At 55.9% G+C, this 17,179-nt stretch carries 15 protein-coding genes; 8 read left to right on the top strand and 7 right to left on the bottom strand.

Annotation, left to right across the window (positions count from 1 at the left end):
- Window positions 1-36 precede the first annotated feature (36 nt).
- From KO486_RS04540 to KO486_RS04530, 3 genes are all read right to left on the bottom strand, one after another.
- Window positions 37-1,008, bottom strand: a complete 972-nt coding sequence (locus KO486_RS04540; protein ID WP_216036047.1) for a DMT family transporter — start codon at window positions 1,006-1,008, stop codon at window positions 37-39.
- Window positions 1,009-1,108: 100 nt separating this feature from the next.
- The gene (leuB, locus tag KO486_RS04535) at window positions 1,109-2,212 is read right to left on the bottom strand and encodes a 3-isopropylmalate dehydrogenase (RefSeq protein WP_216036046.1); all 1,104 of its coding nucleotides are present in this window, start codon (window positions 2,210-2,212) and stop codon (window positions 1,109-1,111) included.
- Between the two features lie 69 nt (window positions 2,213-2,281).
- Window positions 2,282-3,178: a LysR family transcriptional regulator gene (locus KO486_RS04530; protein ID WP_216036045.1), complete on the bottom strand. Its 897-nt coding sequence runs from the start codon at window positions 3,176-3,178 to the stop codon at window positions 2,282-2,284.
- Window positions 3,179-3,266: 88 nt separating this feature from the next.
- Between KO486_RS04530 and KO486_RS04525 the strand changes: the two genes are divergently transcribed.
- Window positions 3,267-4,178 (top strand): epimerase, encoded by a 912-nt coding sequence (locus KO486_RS04525; RefSeq protein WP_216036044.1) that lies wholly within the window; start codon window positions 3,267-3,269, stop codon window positions 4,176-4,178.
- Here KO486_RS04525 and KO486_RS04520 read toward each other — a convergent pair.
- The 4 genes from KO486_RS04520 to leuC form a co-directional block, all read right to left on the bottom strand.
- Complete coding sequence (locus KO486_RS04520) at window positions 4,101-5,171, bottom strand: endonuclease/exonuclease/phosphatase family protein (protein ID WP_252734559.1); 1,071 nt, start codon at window positions 5,169-5,171, stop codon at window positions 4,101-4,103. The two genes, KO486_RS04525 and KO486_RS04520, sit on opposite strands and share 78 nt — an antisense overlap.
- A 20-nt stretch (window positions 5,172-5,191) precedes the next feature.
- On the bottom strand, window positions 5,192-5,980 hold the full coding sequence (locus KO486_RS04515) for a hypothetical protein (protein ID WP_252734582.1): 789 nt from the start codon (window positions 5,978-5,980) through the stop codon (window positions 5,192-5,194).
- Window positions 5,981-6,384: 404 nt separating this feature from the next.
- Window positions 6,385-6,990: a 3-isopropylmalate dehydratase small subunit gene (leuD, locus tag KO486_RS04510; RefSeq protein ID WP_216036230.1), complete on the bottom strand. Its 606-nt coding sequence runs from the start codon at window positions 6,988-6,990 to the stop codon at window positions 6,385-6,387.
- Between the two features lie 437 nt (window positions 6,991-7,427).
- Entirely contained in the window at window positions 7,428-8,834 is a 1,407-nt protein-coding gene (gene leuC, locus KO486_RS04505) for a 3-isopropylmalate dehydratase large subunit (RefSeq protein ID WP_216036042.1), read from the bottom strand.
- Between the two features lie 308 nt (window positions 8,835-9,142).
- Between leuC and KO486_RS04500 the strand changes: the two genes are divergently transcribed.
- From KO486_RS04500 to KO486_RS04470, 7 genes are all read left to right on the top strand, one after another.
- Complete coding sequence (locus tag KO486_RS04500; RefSeq protein WP_216036041.1) at window positions 9,143-10,525, top strand: DUF3179 domain-containing (seleno)protein; 1,383 nt, start codon at window positions 9,143-9,145, stop codon at window positions 10,523-10,525.
- A 107-nt stretch (window positions 10,526-10,632) separates the two neighbouring features.
- Window positions 10,633-11,979, top strand: coding sequence for a mechanosensitive ion channel domain-containing protein (locus KO486_RS04495; RefSeq protein ID WP_216036040.1), 1,347 nt, complete (start codon window positions 10,633-10,635; stop codon window positions 11,977-11,979).
- Window positions 11,980-12,201: 222 nt separating this feature from the next.
- Entirely contained in the window at window positions 12,202-12,573 is a 372-nt protein-coding gene (gene rsfS / locus KO486_RS04490) for a ribosome silencing factor (RefSeq protein WP_216036039.1), read from the top strand.
- On the top strand, window positions 12,573-13,043 hold the full coding sequence (rlmH, locus tag KO486_RS04485; protein WP_216036038.1) for a 23S rRNA (pseudouridine(1915)-N(3))-methyltransferase RlmH: 471 nt from the start codon (window positions 12,573-12,575) through the stop codon (window positions 13,041-13,043). Before rsfS ends, rlmH begins: the two co-directional genes overlap by 1 nt.
- A gap of 89 nt (window positions 13,044-13,132) precedes the next feature.
- Complete coding sequence (gene gpmI / locus KO486_RS04480) at window positions 13,133-14,644, top strand: 2,3-bisphosphoglycerate-independent phosphoglycerate mutase (protein WP_216036037.1); 1,512 nt, start codon at window positions 13,133-13,135, stop codon at window positions 14,642-14,644.
- Window positions 14,641-15,744, top strand: a complete 1,104-nt coding sequence (locus KO486_RS04475; RefSeq protein ID WP_216036036.1) for a peptidoglycan DD-metalloendopeptidase family protein — start codon at window positions 14,641-14,643, stop codon at window positions 15,742-15,744. Before gpmI ends, KO486_RS04475 begins: the two co-directional genes overlap by 4 nt.
- Before the next feature lie 44 nt (window positions 15,745-15,788).
- Complete coding sequence (locus KO486_RS04470; protein ID WP_216036035.1) at window positions 15,789-17,123, top strand: S41 family peptidase; 1,335 nt, start codon at window positions 15,789-15,791, stop codon at window positions 17,121-17,123.
- Window positions 17,124-17,179: the final 56 nt, after the last annotated feature.

Genomic DNA, 17,179 nt, shown 5'->3' with positions numbered 1-17,179 from the left:
AAAACGTCGACCATATGACGGACAGAGAACGGTAATCTATCGCGGCGTCTTGCTGTCGGGATGCCGCCCCATCAAACGCAAGAGCGGCCCAGCCCGCAGGTATGTCCCTGTTTCATGTCGCGACCGTGTGCGCAGGACAGGCGTTGTTGATTCCCCGTCCGAACGGCTTTCGCGAAGCACAATATAAAGACCCGACGCGATGATAATGCCTGCACCAAGGATCGTCGCGCCATCAATCGTTTCGTCGAAAAACAAAGTGCCAAAAATCGTCGCCCAGATGATCTGGCTATATTGCATCGGCGCAATGATTGCTGCTTCGCCTGCCTGATAGGCCGATATGACAAGCCGACCTGCAGTCCATGCAAAGATCGCGACCAACGCGACAAGGCCAAGGTGTTCGATTGGCATCGGTTCATACACAAACGCCAGTCCGGCCCCCATGAGTACAAAGTTCGCCATCAATGGGTAAAGAAGCATGACAACGGGGCGCTCATCCGCTCCGATACGCCGCACAATGATAGATGCCACCGCACTCCCGACTGCCGCGATCAAAGCGGCCGCATGCCCAAGAGTCAGGTCCGTAGTCCCCGGTCGCAACACGACAAAAACACCTGACAAGCCGACGATGACCGCGAGCCATCGGCGCAACCGCACCCGTTCCCCCAGAATCGGAATAGCGAGGATCGTAATCAAAAGCGGCGCTGCAAAAAGGATCGCGTAGGTCTGCGCCAAAGGCAGAACCGAGAACGCATAAAAAGCCGACACAGCAGTGGCCACTGAAGCAATCGTGCGTATGGCCACCCACCACGGGTGACGCGGCACCAGATGCCCGGGCTTGGAATCACGCATCAGCATGACCGTGGCGAGCGGAAAACTGAACAGGACCGAAAAGAAAACGATTTGAATCGGCGAATAGAACTCACCCAACGTCTTGATGAAGACGTCATGAGTAGCAAAAACAGCGAAAGCGATGAGCGCAAAAACAGCGCCTTTTGCATTAGGGGACATACCGAAATCTCTATGTGGCTTAGTTACCGTTAGCACTAACATAGAACGCAAAAAAGCGGCGATTGTTCATCGCCGCTTTCTCAATATCATTTGATCGGTCTTAGAGAGACGCGTCGAGCGCCGCCAAAATCGCGTCTGTCATACCGGATGTGCTTACGGCTGTGCTGTTCTCATCGCTCAGTAAATCGCCGGTGCGAACACCATCAGCGAGCACTTTTTCAATTGCAGTCTCAAGACGTGTCGCATCTTCGCCTTGATCGAAAGAATAACGCAGAGCCATCGCAAAGCTAAGGATACAGGCAATTGGGTTCGCCTTGCCTTGGCCTGTGATGTCAGGTGCAGAACCGTGTACAGGTTCGTACATCGCTTTCGGGCGGCCGTTCTCCATTGGGGAACCAAGGGACGCAGATGGCAACATACCAAGGGAGCCCGTCAACATCGCCGCGCAGTCGGACAAAATGTCACCAAACAGGTTGTCTGTGTAGATAACGTCAAACTGTTTTGGGGCGCGTACCAACTGCATCGCGCCGTTGTCGGCGTACATGTGGGACAGTTCGACCTCTGGGTAGTCGGCGTGCACTTCGGTCACGACGTCGCGCCACAGGATGCCGGATTCCATCACGTTGGCTTTTTCCATGGAACACAATTTCTTGTCGCGCTTCATGGCCAATTCGAAAGCAGCACGTGCGCCACGTTCGATTTCGGCTTCGGTGTAACGCTGGGTATTCACACCCACACGCATGTTGTCTTCCATATGGATGCCGCGCGGCTCACCGAAGTAAACGCCAGACGTCAGTTCGCGCACGATCATGATGTCGAGACCCGCAACCAGTTCCGGCTTCAAGCTGGAAAAATCTGCCAGCGCGTCAAAGCACTGCGCAGGGCGCAGGTTGGCGAACAGGTCCATTTCCTTGCGCAGGCGCAGAAGGCCGCGTTCAGGTTTAACGGAGAAATCCAGATCGTCGTACTTCGGGCCACCAACAGCACCAAGAAGGACCGCGTCAACTTCTTGCGCTTTGGCCATCGTGTCGTCGTGCAATGGCACGCCGTGTTTGTCGTAGGCCGCGCCGCCAACAAGGTCTTCGGAGACGTCAAACTGAAGATCGCGCTTGGCGCCGAACCAATCAATTACACGGCGCACTTCTGCCATGACTTCTTGGCCAATGCCGTCACCGGGCAAAATCAATAGGGATGGGTTCGACATGGGGAAATTCCTAAGCTGATGAGTGTTGGCATGCGCCTAGCCCGTCAGCCCCGATTGGTCAAGAAACCGCTATGCAACGAAAGGTTTCAGACCTTCTGCCAGTAGGTCCCAAACCCGCCGAATACGCGGCGTATGGCGCATGGCTTCGTGGGCAGTCAGCCAGATCGGCAATGGAGGAATGGGGAACCCCGCGTCGATGAGATCAATCAGCGGATCGTTCAGGGCGATGTCCAATTGCGAAAATCCGACCCCGCAGCCAGACCTAACCAAAGCCCAGTAGGCCGCGTTGTTGTCACAACGCACTTTGAAGAAGTCCCGCGTAACTTCGATCCCGGCTTGCCTAAAGCCATCAATGATCGCGGGATTTGCATCGAACCCAACAAAGTCGTGCAGATGCACATTGTCGAGCGTCAGGCCTTTTCCTTTGCGCTCCAGATAGGTTTTCGCTGCGCACATTGTCAGCGGAATGTCCCCAATGTGCTGTGTCACCAGATCTAGTTGAGCTGGTCGATACATCCGCACGGCAATATCAGCCTCACGATAAAGCAAATTGCGACTGTCATCCGACGGGACAAGTTCAACGGCAATTTCGGGTTCCTGTTCCCGGATATGCGCGATGATGTCTGGAAGGTGGTATTGAGAGGTCATTTCGCTTGCCGTGACCCGCACAGTCCCCTCGATTCGCGCCGACTGCCCCGCCGCAGTAAGCGTTATCTGACCCATCGCATCCCGCATCGCACGCGCGGGCCCAACCAAGGCTGCTCCGGTTTCTGTTAACACCAACCCTCGCGCCTGACGCACGAACAGGTTGGCCTTAAGCTGGTGTTCCAATGTTTTGATCTGGCGACCAAGGGTCGGTTGGCTCGCGCCAAGAACACGTGCCGCGCCAGACAATGACCCCTCTTCAGCGACCGCTAAGAAGGCTTGGATAAGGGACCAGTCAACAGAGGCGAGAGAATCAAGCATTCAATATTGAATACATGACCTGCATTTTTTGGCAATTCAAAACCAAAACTGAATGGACAATTGTGTCACCATCAAAAGGAGATACAACATGCACAACACTGTTCTCATACTTGGCCCCACCGGAAGAATGGGCCGCAACGCCGCCCTAGCCTTTGAAGAGGCCGGATGGGAAGTCCGCCGTTTCGATCGCAAGAAAGACACGTTGTGGGACGCGGCTTGGGGCGCATCTGTCATCGTGAACGCGTGGAACCCACTTTATCACGAATGGGAAGAACAGGTTCCGGAAATGACGGCCAACATTATCGAGGTCGCAAAGGCAGGCAATGCAACCGTCATAATCCCTGGCAACGTTTACACCTACGGCGAAAGGGCGCCAGCCGCGTTTGGGCACGAAACCCCTCAGCTTGCCGACAATCCGTTGGGGAAAGTCAGAATTGACATGGAGGCCGCCTATCGCGCCGCCGACATCCAAACGATCGTTGTTCGAGCGGGCGATTATATCGACACTCGGGCCTCTGGAAATTGGTTCGACATGATCATGGCAAAGAAAGCCGCCAAGGGCGTTTTCACGTCCCCGGGCCCAGTGAATTGTCCTCGGGCATATTCTTTCTTGCCAGATGTCGCAGCAACAATGGTTGCCCTAGCCGATAAGCGCGCCTCTTTGGGCAAGTTCGAAGACGTGAACGCACCAAGCTATGAGCTGACCGCCGAACAATTCGCAACGGCCATTGGCGACCTTCTTGGACGAACGGTAACCGCCAAGAAGATGGCGTGGTGGCCGATCCAATTGCTGCGGCCCGTCTGGCCCGTCGCACGCGGGATTGTCGAAATGAGATACCTGTGGTCAAAGCCACATTTCTTGACGGCCCAAAGGCAGATGGAACTGTGCCCAGAGGTTGGCCTAACACCTCTGAACGAAGCGTTACGGCAGGCCCTCGGCCACCAAATCGACCCAGACAAGGTGGTGTGGGCCAGCGGCAAGGCCGTCACTGCCCAGTAAGCTAGCAAGAGGATCATCAAGCGCGGGCCAGAACACGCCCGCGCCAACAACCGACACATCAGCAGACGGCAATACGTATGAGACCCTCAGATTTCCTGGCCCATCGTCCGACCAATCTGCCGTGTCTAAGGCAGGGTTTCCACGGTGCCCTTCGTTCGCCGCATCATGGCCACCCTCGCTCGCTGGGTGTGGATCTTGCAGGTCCTCGCGCGCGAGAACGCCTGCAATCCCGCTGCGCACCCCTTCCCCATCAAAAGGTTCAGCGTTCACGTTTCCAATCAGGATTGGCGTTTCAGGAACATCGCCAATCTGGCCATCCAGCACCGCTTCCATAACCCGCAGTTCGTCTCGATTGCGCAGCCCATTGAAGTCTTCCGGTCCGTCAAAAATTGGTGCGGTCGCTGCGAATGACAACAAGCTGATCCTCTGCGACCCCACTTGAATTGGTACAATCCAGTGCCCTGTAGATGAAACAGGAAGCATGTCGTGAACCTGTTGCGATGGGAACGGTTCTCCGTTCATTGTTGGCAATGTGGCGTTTGGCACGTCTCTCCACAACAGGTCCGTTAGATCGCGGATATCGTCCGTCGCGATAGCGTGCCGAGACAGGATAGCCATGCCGCCATCGCCAAGGAAGCGGCCATAGCCAAGACCGTCTCTTGCGTCTCCCGTTCGCCCATCCCCATCAATGTCCAATCCCGTGTGCACACCCGCATTTGGCCGTGCTGAAAAGAGATAGGGAAACGGTTCGGACAACTGCCCCGAAAACGCGGCCAAGGCGGCATTTCCGGCATCGTAGTCGAAATCGGTAAGCACCAAGATGTCAGGTGAGACCTGATCGATCACAGACAAGATCGCATCGATTTCAGGGTCTTCGCCTCGGACGATATCGCGAAGCAACAAACCCGGACCGTCCCGACTCAGGGGGGCTGCGAAAGTTGCTACGCGAATGCTATCAGCAGATTGCGCCGCGCCAACAGTTGGTAGCGCCAAACAGGCAACCACCAAACAGGTTAGGCGTGTGCAGCGTCTTCGTTGCTGGCGTCCATGTATGCGACTTCGCGCTGATACGAGATCATCTGACCGACCCGAAGCATGGCAATACCGCGCATGATCAAGCTGGCGGGAATAAAGGCCCATGCGGTCATCATCCAAATAAGCGTGTGTGGGTCTTGTAGCTGGATCGGATTAAACACATCGGATGCCAGTTTGACAAACGCAGGAATAAGAAACGGCAGCAAGAACCCAAAGATTAAGTTCATTTGACCATCCCGTTCCAACCGATGAACCACATCACCACCCGCTGTCGGGTCAAATGTAGGCAGGTTTGTCCAAACGTTGAATCCACCGCGCTGATTAGGCCAGTTTTTCAGACGAAGCGCGAGAACAAAGAACGCCAGCGACAGCAAAGAAACCAAGTAGCTTAGCCCGGCAGCTATGCGGACGCGATTTGCGAGCTCAATACTTGCTTCGGCAGGCAGCATGAGAACCACGAGGCGAACGGGCGAGTATGGGAAATCCATCGCCTCTGCGAGATTGGATCCGACCAATTCAAACAGCAAAGTCAGATTGGTTGGTTGCGTGTAGCCCTTTGCGATGATGGTCAGGGTCAGGACTGTGGTCCCAAGCCCCAAAAAACGCACGCGGTTGAACGGCGGCGCATCGCGGAATTCTATTAAGCTCGGGGAGACTGTGTTGTATTCAACAAAGACGAATATCCCCGAAACAATACAAACGAGCGTGACAATCAACGATGTGTCCGTCGTTGTACCCGTTAGCATCAAAGATGGAATCGCGATCATAACGATCACTAAGGCTGCCCTAAAGACAGCACCTGAAAGCCGTGAAATCACTGCCCTTTTACCCTCATTTCGGTCGGTCGCGATACGATGCCGCGCCCTTGTCCCGTTTTGATCCTGCTCATTTGCGGCAGGTTGCCTCATAGTTGCCATAATGTTGCCCACATTCAGTTATCACCGCAAGTCACTGACTGAATTTGCAAAAAGATCAGGGCCAATTTGCGGCAACACTGGTGCGAGATTGCAACCATTCCGTAGCATTGAAACGGTGCCGTCTAGATGTAGGGGTTTTGCTCTCGAGGCAGCACAAGTTTCCGTTAACGTCCACTTAAGGGCTAAGACGAAAAAAAGGGCGCTCGAATCGAGCGCCCCTTCAAACTGTAGTGCCTAAGTCGCCAATCTTGGCGTTACACCCAGGGACGATCCGTCGCGTGCTGCGCTTCAAACGCATCAATTGCGGTGACCTTTTCCATGGTCAGGCCAATGTCATCCAGACCGTTCATCAGGCAGTGTTTCTTGAAGCTATCAACTTCGAAGTTGAACACCTCACCATCCGAAGATGTCACAGTCTGCGCCTCAAGGTCGATCTCGATACGTGCGTTGGCACCTTTCTCAGCGTCCTTCATCAAGGCGTCACGCTGATCTTCTGGCAGCACGATTGGCAAAATGCCGTTCTTGAAGCAGTTGTTATAGAAGATGTCAGCAAAGCTGGTGGAGATTACGCAGCGGATGCCGAAATCCGCAATGGCCCACGGCGCGTGTTCACGGGAAGACCCGCACCCAAAGTTATCGCCAGCCACCAGAACGGAGGCTTCGCGATACGCTGCCTGATTCAAAACGAAATCTGCAATTTCGTTGCCTTCGCGGTCAAACCGCATCTCATCAAAGAGGTTCACACCAAGGCCGGACCGTTTGATTGTTTTCAAGAACACCTTCGGGATGATCATATCCGTGTCGATGTTCACCAACGGCATCGGCGCAGCGATACCAGAATGTTTGTCGAATTTTTCCATTGTCGTCGTCCTATTTTCGGGACCCGTTTCTGGGTCTTCAATTTCTGTGGGGACTGTGTTCTGAACTTTCGAAGCGGCAGCAGGTTTACTGGCTTTGGATGCAACCTTTTGGGTTGCGACCACATGGCTTGCAGGGCGGCGCATCACATGGCTGCGCGCCCAGCGCCCAGCCCGCGTCGTACCTTGCATCGGGCCAAGAATGCCCCGCTCTGACATATCTATCATCAGCTGTTCGGCCTGCCCAAGCTGCAGACCCAACTGTTGTGCCAAGGAAAACACAGAGAAGTTAACTCGCGTTTGCGCATGATAGATAGCAGCGTGCAGGGCTGATGCCGGATAGGCCGCCTTGCTCGCCGATGCCAATGACACGGACGGCATCATCGGGGCCGCGAATGCGCCCCCTAACATGCTCAAAAATCCGCGCCGCTTCAGGTTCATTACATCAAGTCCCGAACATCAGTGAGTTTGCCAGTCAGAGCCGCGGCAGCAGCCATCCCTGGAGACACAAGGTGCGTGCGGCCTTTGTAGCCTTGGCGACCTTCAAAGTTACGGTTGGACGTTGATGCGCAACGCTCGCCTTCCGCCAACTGATCAGGGTTCATCGCAAGACACATGGAACAACCGGCCATGCGCCATTCAAAACCAGCGTCCTTGAAGATGTCCGCAAGGCCTTCTTCTTCGGCCTGTGCCCGCACAAGACCAGAGCCAGGAACGATCATTGCACGCAAACCGTCTTTGACTTTCTTGCCTTTCAGGATTGCAGCAGCGGCGCGCAGATCTTCGATGCGCCCGTTCGTGCAGGACCCGATAAACACCGTGTCGATTTCGATGTCTGTCAGTTTTTGACCAGCTGTCAGGCCCATGTACTCGATGGAGCGTGCAGCCGCGTCGACCTTACCGCCCTCAAAGGAAGACGGGTCAGGCACGACAGCGTCAATTGGCAGAACGTCTTCTGGGGACGTGCCCCAAGTGACGGATGGCGCGATGTCTTCGCCCTTGAGCGTCACAACCATGTCCCACTCTGCGTCGTCGTCGGAATAAAGCGTTTCCCAGTATGCCTGCGCCGCTTCCCATTCTGCGCCCTTAGGTGCGTGGGGACGACCTTTGCAGTAGTCATAAGTTGTCTGGTCTGGCGCGATAAGGCCGGCCCGTGCGCCGCCCTCGATGGCCATGTTACAAACGGTCATACGACCTTCCATAGAAAGATCTTGGATCGCCGTACCGCAATATTCGATCACATAGCCAGTGCCGCCAGCGGTGCCGGTTTTGCCAATTACGGACATGGTAATGTCTTTCGCCGTCACACCTGGTTTCAGGTGGCCTGTGATTTCGACCTTCATGTTCTTGGATTTCTTCTGGATCAACGTTTGTGTCGCCAGAACGTGCTCAACCTCGGATGTGCCGATACCGTGAGCCAGCGCACCAAACGCGCCGTGAGTCGCTGTGTGGCTGTCACCGCACACCACAGTCATGCCCGGCAATGTCCAGCCCTGCTCAGGGCCAACGATGTGCACGATGCCCTGACGAACATCAGACACAGGATAATAGTGAATCCCGAATTCCTTGGCGTTCGTGTCCAAAGCTTCGACCTGAATTCGGCTGTCTTCCGTCATGGTTTCAGCATTGGCGCGGTCCAGCGTTGTCGGAACGTTGTGATCCGGCACAGCAATGGTTTTATCCGGTGCGCGCACTGAACGACCTGCCATGCGCAAACCTTCAAAGGCCTGCGGGCTGGTCACTTCGTGGACCAAGTGGCGGTCGATATACAGCAAGCACGTGCCGTCATCGGATTCGTCAGCCACGTGGGCATCCCAGATTTTATCGTAAAGCGTTTTGGGGGACATGTGTCCTCTCCCGTTCTGTTGGTGATGGAAAATGTGTTCAGTCAGGCACGCGCAAAGGCGTGCGAGCCGTCATAGGTGAGCAAGAATAGTGCAAGTTGCACCATAAAAGCGCCAAGGCAGGCGCGCGCGGTCATCCATGTCGAAAACTTGGGTCATGGGGTGCAGATATACTCGGAAACCACATCCCGCAAGGGTGATCCCGAAATCCCCGATATTGCAAGGACCTCACCATTTTCTGAGAAAACGTTATTGGCGCTCGCTGACCGCCTCGCGGACAGTGGTCGAAATTTCGCGGGAAGGGCGTTGCCATGACACGACAGACTTTAGGATCAATACGGGGCCTTTTGACCATTGCGGCCTTGGTGACGTTCGGAATGGGCCAGAGCGTGGCCGCACAAGAGACACCGCAGCTTCCAGCCTACATTACCCAAGAATACGGCACGCCCCCCGCGATTCCCAGCGGCGACATTGCACCAGATATCATGGACGCATTGCAGATCGTGTTCGTGGACAGCCTCGCACGAAGCGAATGGGGAAATCGAGAATCGCTCGCTCTTGAACAGATCGCACAGTCGGGCGACCCTCGTTTGGCATGGATCATCACCGATATGATGCGGTTCACGTGGCGCCAGACGTTTGATGACGCATTGGCGCAGACAGCCGCAGGTTTGCTGGAGATTGACCTAGAAACCCCCAACCGCTGGCACGAGCTTACCGACCACTTAATCGCATGGGATATTCCCTCTTATCCCGGCTACCTCCCCCATAAGCGCGCCATCTTTACCCACTTCCTAGACGGCTGGGATGGTATTTTCGTTGAAGGCGACATCGACTGGCGCTTGGTGTCATGGGGCGGCGTTCCGATCGACGACCGCGTTTATGACCAAACAGATGTCTTGTGCAATTGCATCCCCGCTGCAGACAATCCCGAAGTTCAAAGCGCCGATGACGCCACGTGGCTGGACGACGATGACATCGTTTTTGGCATTGGTATTAACGGTGAATACCGCGCCTATCCGCGCCAAATCATGGAAGTCCGCGAGATGGTGAACGACACCTTGGGCGGGCGAGACCTCGGCATTCCATATTGTACTTTGTGCGGCGCGGCGCAGGCCTACTTTACTGACCAAATGCCTGCTGGTGTTGAACGGCCCGTCTTACGAACGTCGGGCCTGCTGATCAGGTCCAATAAGGTGATGTATGATGTGAACACCTATTCCGTGTTCGACACGTTTCTTGGCACAGCCTTGACCGGCCCCCTAAATGATATCGGGCTGCAACTGGAACAGGCGACCGTGATCACGACCGATTGGGGTACTTGGAAAGCCGAGCATCCTGAAACCACTGTGTTGATCGAAGAACTGGCCTTGGGGCGCGACTTTGATTTCCGCAACGGACGTGACGCCAATGGTCCGATTTTCCCTGTGGGTGACGTAGACCCGCGCCTCGGTGTTCAAGACGACATTATCGGCGTGGTAACCGCCAGCGGTGAACCTGTTGCCTTCCCGCGTGGGCCAGCATTATTGGCCCTGCGCAGTGGCGCAGACATTGCGTATGAAAATGTTCGACTGGAACTAGATGCAGGCGGCATTCGCGCGGTTGATGCGGATGGGTCCGATCTTGGCAGCCACCAGGCTTTCTGGTTCGCGTGGTCCCAATTCCACCCCGATACGGCACTTTGGGTGCCATAGGGCACCGACACCAATAAAGGCGCGCCCAGTTCGCGGTGCATTGGCGATTGGCATCGCGTGTTCTAGAGTAGAACCGAGGGCGCGATGTTTCGCGATGAGGAGGCGGTATGGAACAAGACGAAACGAACGATCTTGCGCAACAAGCCGCAGAGATCGCCGAGATTGGTCAGGGCGTTTGGGGGCAAGCCCTAAATTTCGGCGAAAGCCTTTTGCGCCCGTGGAATGCCTACCAAATCGGCATCATTATTGTCGTCTATATCATTGCGCACCTGACCAGTAAGTTTTTAGCGCCACGGCTCCATAACTGGATGCGGACCCGTGAAGGTTGGCCCAAATGGCGCCTGCGTTGGTTGTTGGTCGTCCACAAACGTCTACGCGGCATTTGTTTTGTTGTGCTGATCTGGCTGGTCTTGTTCGCAATGCGCGAATTTACGTGGAATTCGCGATCCTACCTGATTGGCATTGCAGCGAACCTCGCCTTGGCGTGGCTGATTGTGGTCTTTGCAACGCGGCTTATTAGCAACCCGTTCTTACGCTCGATCGTTCGTTTTGGTGCTTGGATCTGGGTGACACTGCGCATTGTCGGACTGACGGACCAAACCGTCGGTATCCTCGACGCCGCCGCGATTGAGGTCGGGGATGCCCGCCTTTCGATCTGGCTCGTCCTGCAGGGTGTATTCATTCTGTCGGTCTTTTTTATGGCCGCACGGTTCGTGTCCAAACAAACGGCACATCGGATCCAAACGAACGAAGACATCAGCCCGTCCATGCGGGTGCTTGTCGTCAAGTTCTTGCAGGTCGTTCTTTACGGTGCGGCGTTCTTTATTGGGCTACGTGCTGTCGGCTTTGACCTTACAGGGCTTGCCGTACTGTCCGGTGCGATTGGTGTGGGCCTTGGTTTCGGCCTGCAAAAAGTCGTCTCGAACCTTGTGAGCGGCATCATCATCCTGCTGGATAAATCCATCAAACCCGGGGATGTCATCACGGTCGGCGAGACCTTTGGCTGGATCAATTCTTTGGGTGCGCGATACGTGTCGATCACGACGCGGGACGGGCGCGAATATCTGATCCCGAACGAAGACTTGATTACGACCCAAGTGGTGAACTGGTCCCACTCCAACGACTACGTACGCTTGGATATCTATTTTGGCACCGCATACGGCGACAACCCGCGCCAAGTGCGCAAACTGGCAATCGAAGCGGCCTCCGCCGTTGATCGTGTCCTCGAGTTCAGGCCCCCCGTTTGCCACATCGTTGGATTTGGTGACTCCTCGGTGGATTACATCCTGCGGTTCTGGATCAAAGACCCCACCGGCGGGCTGACGAACATACGCGGCAATGTGTACCTCGCGCTTTGGGATGCCTTCGCGGACAACGGTATTTCGATTCCATTCCCCCAACGCGAAGTGAAGATGATCGAAGGGTCGGAAATTTCGCACAAGGCGCTCGACTAGCGCATTGTGCGACTTGCGTCCCCGACAAAGACGTTGCGTGTTGACGAACCGACAGAATTGCAGCAGTGCAGCGGTTAGCCCTTCTCTTCATTGTAATGCCACAAAGCCGTTGTTAAGTTGGGGTATGCCCAGCGCGGCTATTGACGGCGCTTCTTTTGAAGGGCACTGCGCAATTTCATATTTCCTAGGTAGGATCCCCTGCCGCCGACGAGTTCAAAAAGAATGACCATGCAAACGCCTACTTCAGACAGCACCTTGGCAGCAGTCCTGAAATCCCTCGACGATGATAAGGCCGAAGATGTGGTCCAAATTGATCTGCGCGGCAAATCCGAGATGGGTGATCATATGATCATCGCGTCCGGTCGCTCTTCGCGTCAAGTGTCCTCCATGGCCGAAAAGCTGACAGACCGCCTGAAACAAACCTTTGGCATCTTGTCCAAGGTCGAAGGCAAAACAACTGGCGACTGGGTCTTGATCGACGCAGGCGACGTCATTGTCCACCTCTTCCGCCCAGAAGTTCGCGAGTTCTATCAGCTCGAAAAGATGTGGCTGAACCCGGATGAAATGGCGCAAGAGGCGGCGAAAAAGCCCTGATGCGTGTGACGTTATGCGTTGTGGGCCGCCTGCGGGCTGGCCCCGAACGCGACCTGATCGACGATTATCTGCAACGCTTTGACCGTACGGGTCGCGCCCTTGGGCTCGGCCCTATTGACGTGCGCGAGGTCGAGGACCGCAAAGGTGGCGGCATGGCGGCTGAGGCTGCGTTGCTGGAAAAGGCTCTTCCTGCCGGAGCGGCTGTCATCGCTTTGGATGAACGCGGCAAAATCAAAACCTCACCGGAATTTTCGCAAGACATCGCGCGGTTTCGCGACGACGGGCGCAGCGATCTTGCTTTTATTATTGGCGGCGCTGACGGAATTGACCCTAACTTGCGCGCGAAATGCGATGCATCGCTGAGTTTCGGCAAGATGGTGTGGCCACATATGCTGGTGCGTGTGATGTTGGCCGAACAGCTTTATCGTGCCGCCAGCATTTTGGCAGGCGCCCCTTATCATCGCGTTTAGTCGACTTTTTTTGACTAGAAACGGCAGGGGCGGTTTTCGCGCCTGATCTGGTCCGCTACAACAAGTCAGCGCCAAAAAGGAAGAAGTTCATGACCGCACCCAAACCTGTTGTCCTTTGTATTATTGACGGATGGGGCAAACGTGCCGATCCGGTTGGAAACGCGCCTCTCATGGCGAATACCCCGAACTTCGATCGTGTCATGGCAGGCCCGAACGCAGAACTCATCACGCATGGGCCTGACGTTGGCTTACCAAAGGGTCAGATGGGCAATTCGGAAGTCGGCCACACCAATATCGGCGCAGGGCGCGTCGTTGCGATGGACTTGGGCGCAATTGATTTGGCGATCGAGGATGGCTCTTTCTTTTCGAATGAGGCCCTCTTGGCATGGGCTGGCGCGCTCAAGGATTCTGGCAGCACCGCGCATGTGATGGGTTTGGTCAGTGACGGTGGTGTTCATGGCCATATCGTTCACATTCAGGCCGCACTTAAAGCACTCGTTGATCTGGGATTGCCTGTGGTGATGCACGCAATCACAGACGGGCGCGACGTAGCCCCCAAGTCTGGCGCTGATTTCCTGCGCGATCTTACTGCAGCGATGCCCGACAGCGTAACCATCGGGTCTGTCACAGGGCGTTACTATGCATTGGATCGGGACAACCGTTGGGAACGGGTCGAAACCGCATACCGTGCAATGGTCCATGGCGACGGCCCCAAGGGTAATGATGCGGTTGCGGTCGTCGAGGCAGGCTACGCCAACGACACCACGGATGAATTTATTCCCGCAACCGTGCTTGGCGGTTACGGCGGCATGAAAGACGGCGATGGGGTGTTCTGCTTGAACTTCCGCGCGGACCGCGCCCGCGAGATTCTGGCAGCCATGGGCGCGCCTGGTTTTAATGGATTTGATGTTGCGGGACGGCCTGCGTTGTCCTTGCTTGGCATGGTGAACTACTCGGATGCTCACAACGCCTACATGACCACCTGTTACCCGAAGCAAGAGATCAAGAACACAATCGGGGCATGGGTCGCATCCAAAGGCCTGCGGCAGTTTCGCGTCGCTGAGACTGAAAAATACCCGCATGTGACGTTCTTTATGAACGGTGGCGTCGAAACACCCGAGGTTGGTGAGGACCGCTATCTTGCGCCCTCCCCCAAGGTGGCGACCTATGATCTACAGCCGGAAATGTCTGCTGCAGAAGTCACCGAGGCATTCGTAGGTGCCATCAACGACGGCTACGACCTGATTATCTGCAACTACGCCAACCCCGATATGGTCGGCCATACCGGCGACATCGCAGCGGCTGTTGCGGCCTGCGAAGCGGTCGACACAGGGTTAGGTGCAGTTTTGGCCGCTTTGGAAACTGCGGGTGGTGCGATGCTGGTCACCGCCGACCACGGCAATTGCGAAACCATGATCGACCCCGAAACAGGTGGTCCCCATACTGCACACACGATCAACCCAGTTCCTGTGGCATTGGTTGGCGGGCCCGAGCGCGCACAGCTACACAATGGCCGTCTGGCTGATCTGGCACCGACTTTGCTTGGCTTGATGGGTCTGGACTTGCCGCCAGAAATGACCGGAAAGAGCTTGATTGAGTGAGGTTTCTCGCGGTCATAATTGCACTCCTTGCCGGTGTCGCGACAGCGCAGACACCGTCTGAGGCTGCACAGGCCGCAGCCGTGCGTTTGCAAGAAGCGCAATCGACCTTGGAAAGTGCTGACGGGCGATCTGATCGTGTCGCTGCCCTGACCCAAACCGTCCAAGCCTATGAGGACGGATTGGCAGCCTTGCGTGACGGATTGCGTCGCGCTGCGATACGGCAACGCACATTGGAAACCGACCTAGCCGCACGCTCTGACGAGGTCGCCCGACTTCTTGGCGTTTTGCAAACCATGGGCCGCGCACCCGCGCCAATTCTATTGCTGCACCCATCGGGGCCCACCGGAACCGCGCGCTCCGGTATGATGCTTGCCGAAGTAACGCCCGCTTTGCAGCAAAAGGTGATCGAACTGCGCAGCCAGCTTAGTGAACTTTCGGACCTGCGCAGCCTACAGACGGATGCCCTTGGGGTCTTGGAAAATGGGTTGGACGGCGTTCAAACCGCGCGAACCGAACTCACCGCCGCTATCGCTGATCGCACCGACCTTCCACGACGGTTTTCGGATGACCCTGTCCAGACCGCCCTTCTGCTGGCCAGCTCCGAGACCCTCAGCGCGTTCGCAACAGGCCTAAGCGATACCCAGACCAATGCTGGGCCTGACGCCGCGACGATCAAAGGGGCGATCCCCCTTCCAGTCGCTGGACAAGTCATTCGACAATACAACGAAGCCGATGCCGCCGGTGTCGCGCGTCCGGGAATCCTGATCGCAACGCGACCGCGGGCACTGGTCACAACACCCGTTTCCGCAACCGTGCGCTATTCTGGCCCGCTTCTGGATTACGGCAATGTCGTCATTCTAGAACCCGCAGCAGAAACGCTGTGGGTGATTGCCGGCCTCGCTGAAGCGTTTGGGGAAGCGGGCGAAATCTTACCAGACGGCACGCCAATCGGGCTTATGGGCGGCGAAGTCACGCAAGCTCAAGCAATTTTGAACGAAAGCGCGCAGGGTTCCGCCGGTCAACGCACTGAAACGCTTTATCTTGAGGTCAGAGACAGGCAAAGTGCAGTCAACCCTGCTGAGTGGTTTGCATTTCAGTAGAGCGGCTCTAAATGCAGACATAAGAAAATGATGGGAATGAGTAGATGAAAAAATTTGCAATGGCTGCATCGGGCGGGATCCTACTGGGAACCATAGCGACGACGCAGATCGCTGGCCCGCTGATCGCACAAGAAGCAGCGAACAACGCCAGCGTCTATGAACAGCTTGATTTGTTCGGTGACATCTTTGAACGCATTCGTGCGCAATATGTTGAGGACGTCGACGAAGCTGCATTAATCGAAGCCGCCATCGATGGGATGCTGTCCTCTCTTGATCCGCACTCAAGCTACCTGTCCCCGGATGACGCCGCTGACATGCGCGAATCCACACGCGGAGAATTTGGCGGCCTTGGCATCGAAGTGACCCAAGAAGAAGGGTTCGTCAAAGTCGTGTCCCCGATTGACGGCACCCCTGCCGCAGAAGCCGGCATCGAAGCTGGTGATTTCATTACGGCGGTGGACAGTGAAAGCCTGCTCGGCCTGACGTTGGACGAAGCGGTGGAATTGATGCGGGGTCCGGTTGGATCCGAAATCGTTATCACTGTGGTTCGTGAAGGGCTGGATCAACCTCTCGAAGTTTCCATTGTCCGTGACACCATCAAACTGACCGCCGTTCGCAGCCGCGTTGAGGGCGACACAGTCGTCTTGCGTATCGTTACGTTCAGCGATCAAACCTATCCATCTCTCGAAGAGCAGTTGGCCGAACAAGTGGCCGAAGCTGGTGGCATTGAGAACGTCAACGGCTTCGTTATCGATCTTCGCAACAACCCCGGCGGCTTGCTCAATCAGGCGATTGCCGTGTCCGATGCGTTTCTGGACGCAGGTGAGATCACATCGACCCGCGGTCGTGAACTAAGTGATGGCCAGCGCTGGAATGCACGCGAAGGCGACTTGGCCGAAGGTTTGCCGATCGTTGTTCTGATCAACGGCGGTTCTGCCTCCGCATCCGAAATCGTTGCAGGTGCCCTTCAAGATCACCGCCGTGCGATTGTCATCGGTACGAACTCATTCGGTAAGGGTTCTGTTCAGACGGTGATGCCGCTGCGTGGTGACAGCGCCATGCGTCTCACAACGGCGCGGTACTACACGCCGTCTGGTCGTTCCATTCAGGCGCTTGGTATTAGCCCTGACATTATTGTCGAACAGCCTCGCATCGACCCAACCGCCGAGGTTGAGGAAGAAGAAGAAATCAACCGCCGCTCCGAGGCTGACCTGCGTGGCGCGCTCGACAACGACAGTCTGACCGATGATGAAATCGAACAGATCCAAGCGGACCGTTTGCGCGCAGAAGACGCCGCTGCCCTTCGCGAAGAGGATTATCAACTGGCCTATGCCATCGACATCCTCAAAGGCCTGTCCGCTCTTGGCCCGAACGAGTAAGCCGAGCCGACGTTAGAAATTGCGCCGCCTTGGGAAACCTTGGCGGCGTTTTACTT

It is taken from the genome of Octadecabacter sp. B2R22 (assembly GCF_018861045.1).
Lineage (GTDB): Bacteria > Pseudomonadota > Alphaproteobacteria > Rhodobacterales > Rhodobacteraceae > Octadecabacter.
Note: the sequence above shows the minus strand (reverse complement) of the source record. Positions and strands in the feature narration are given on the sequence as shown.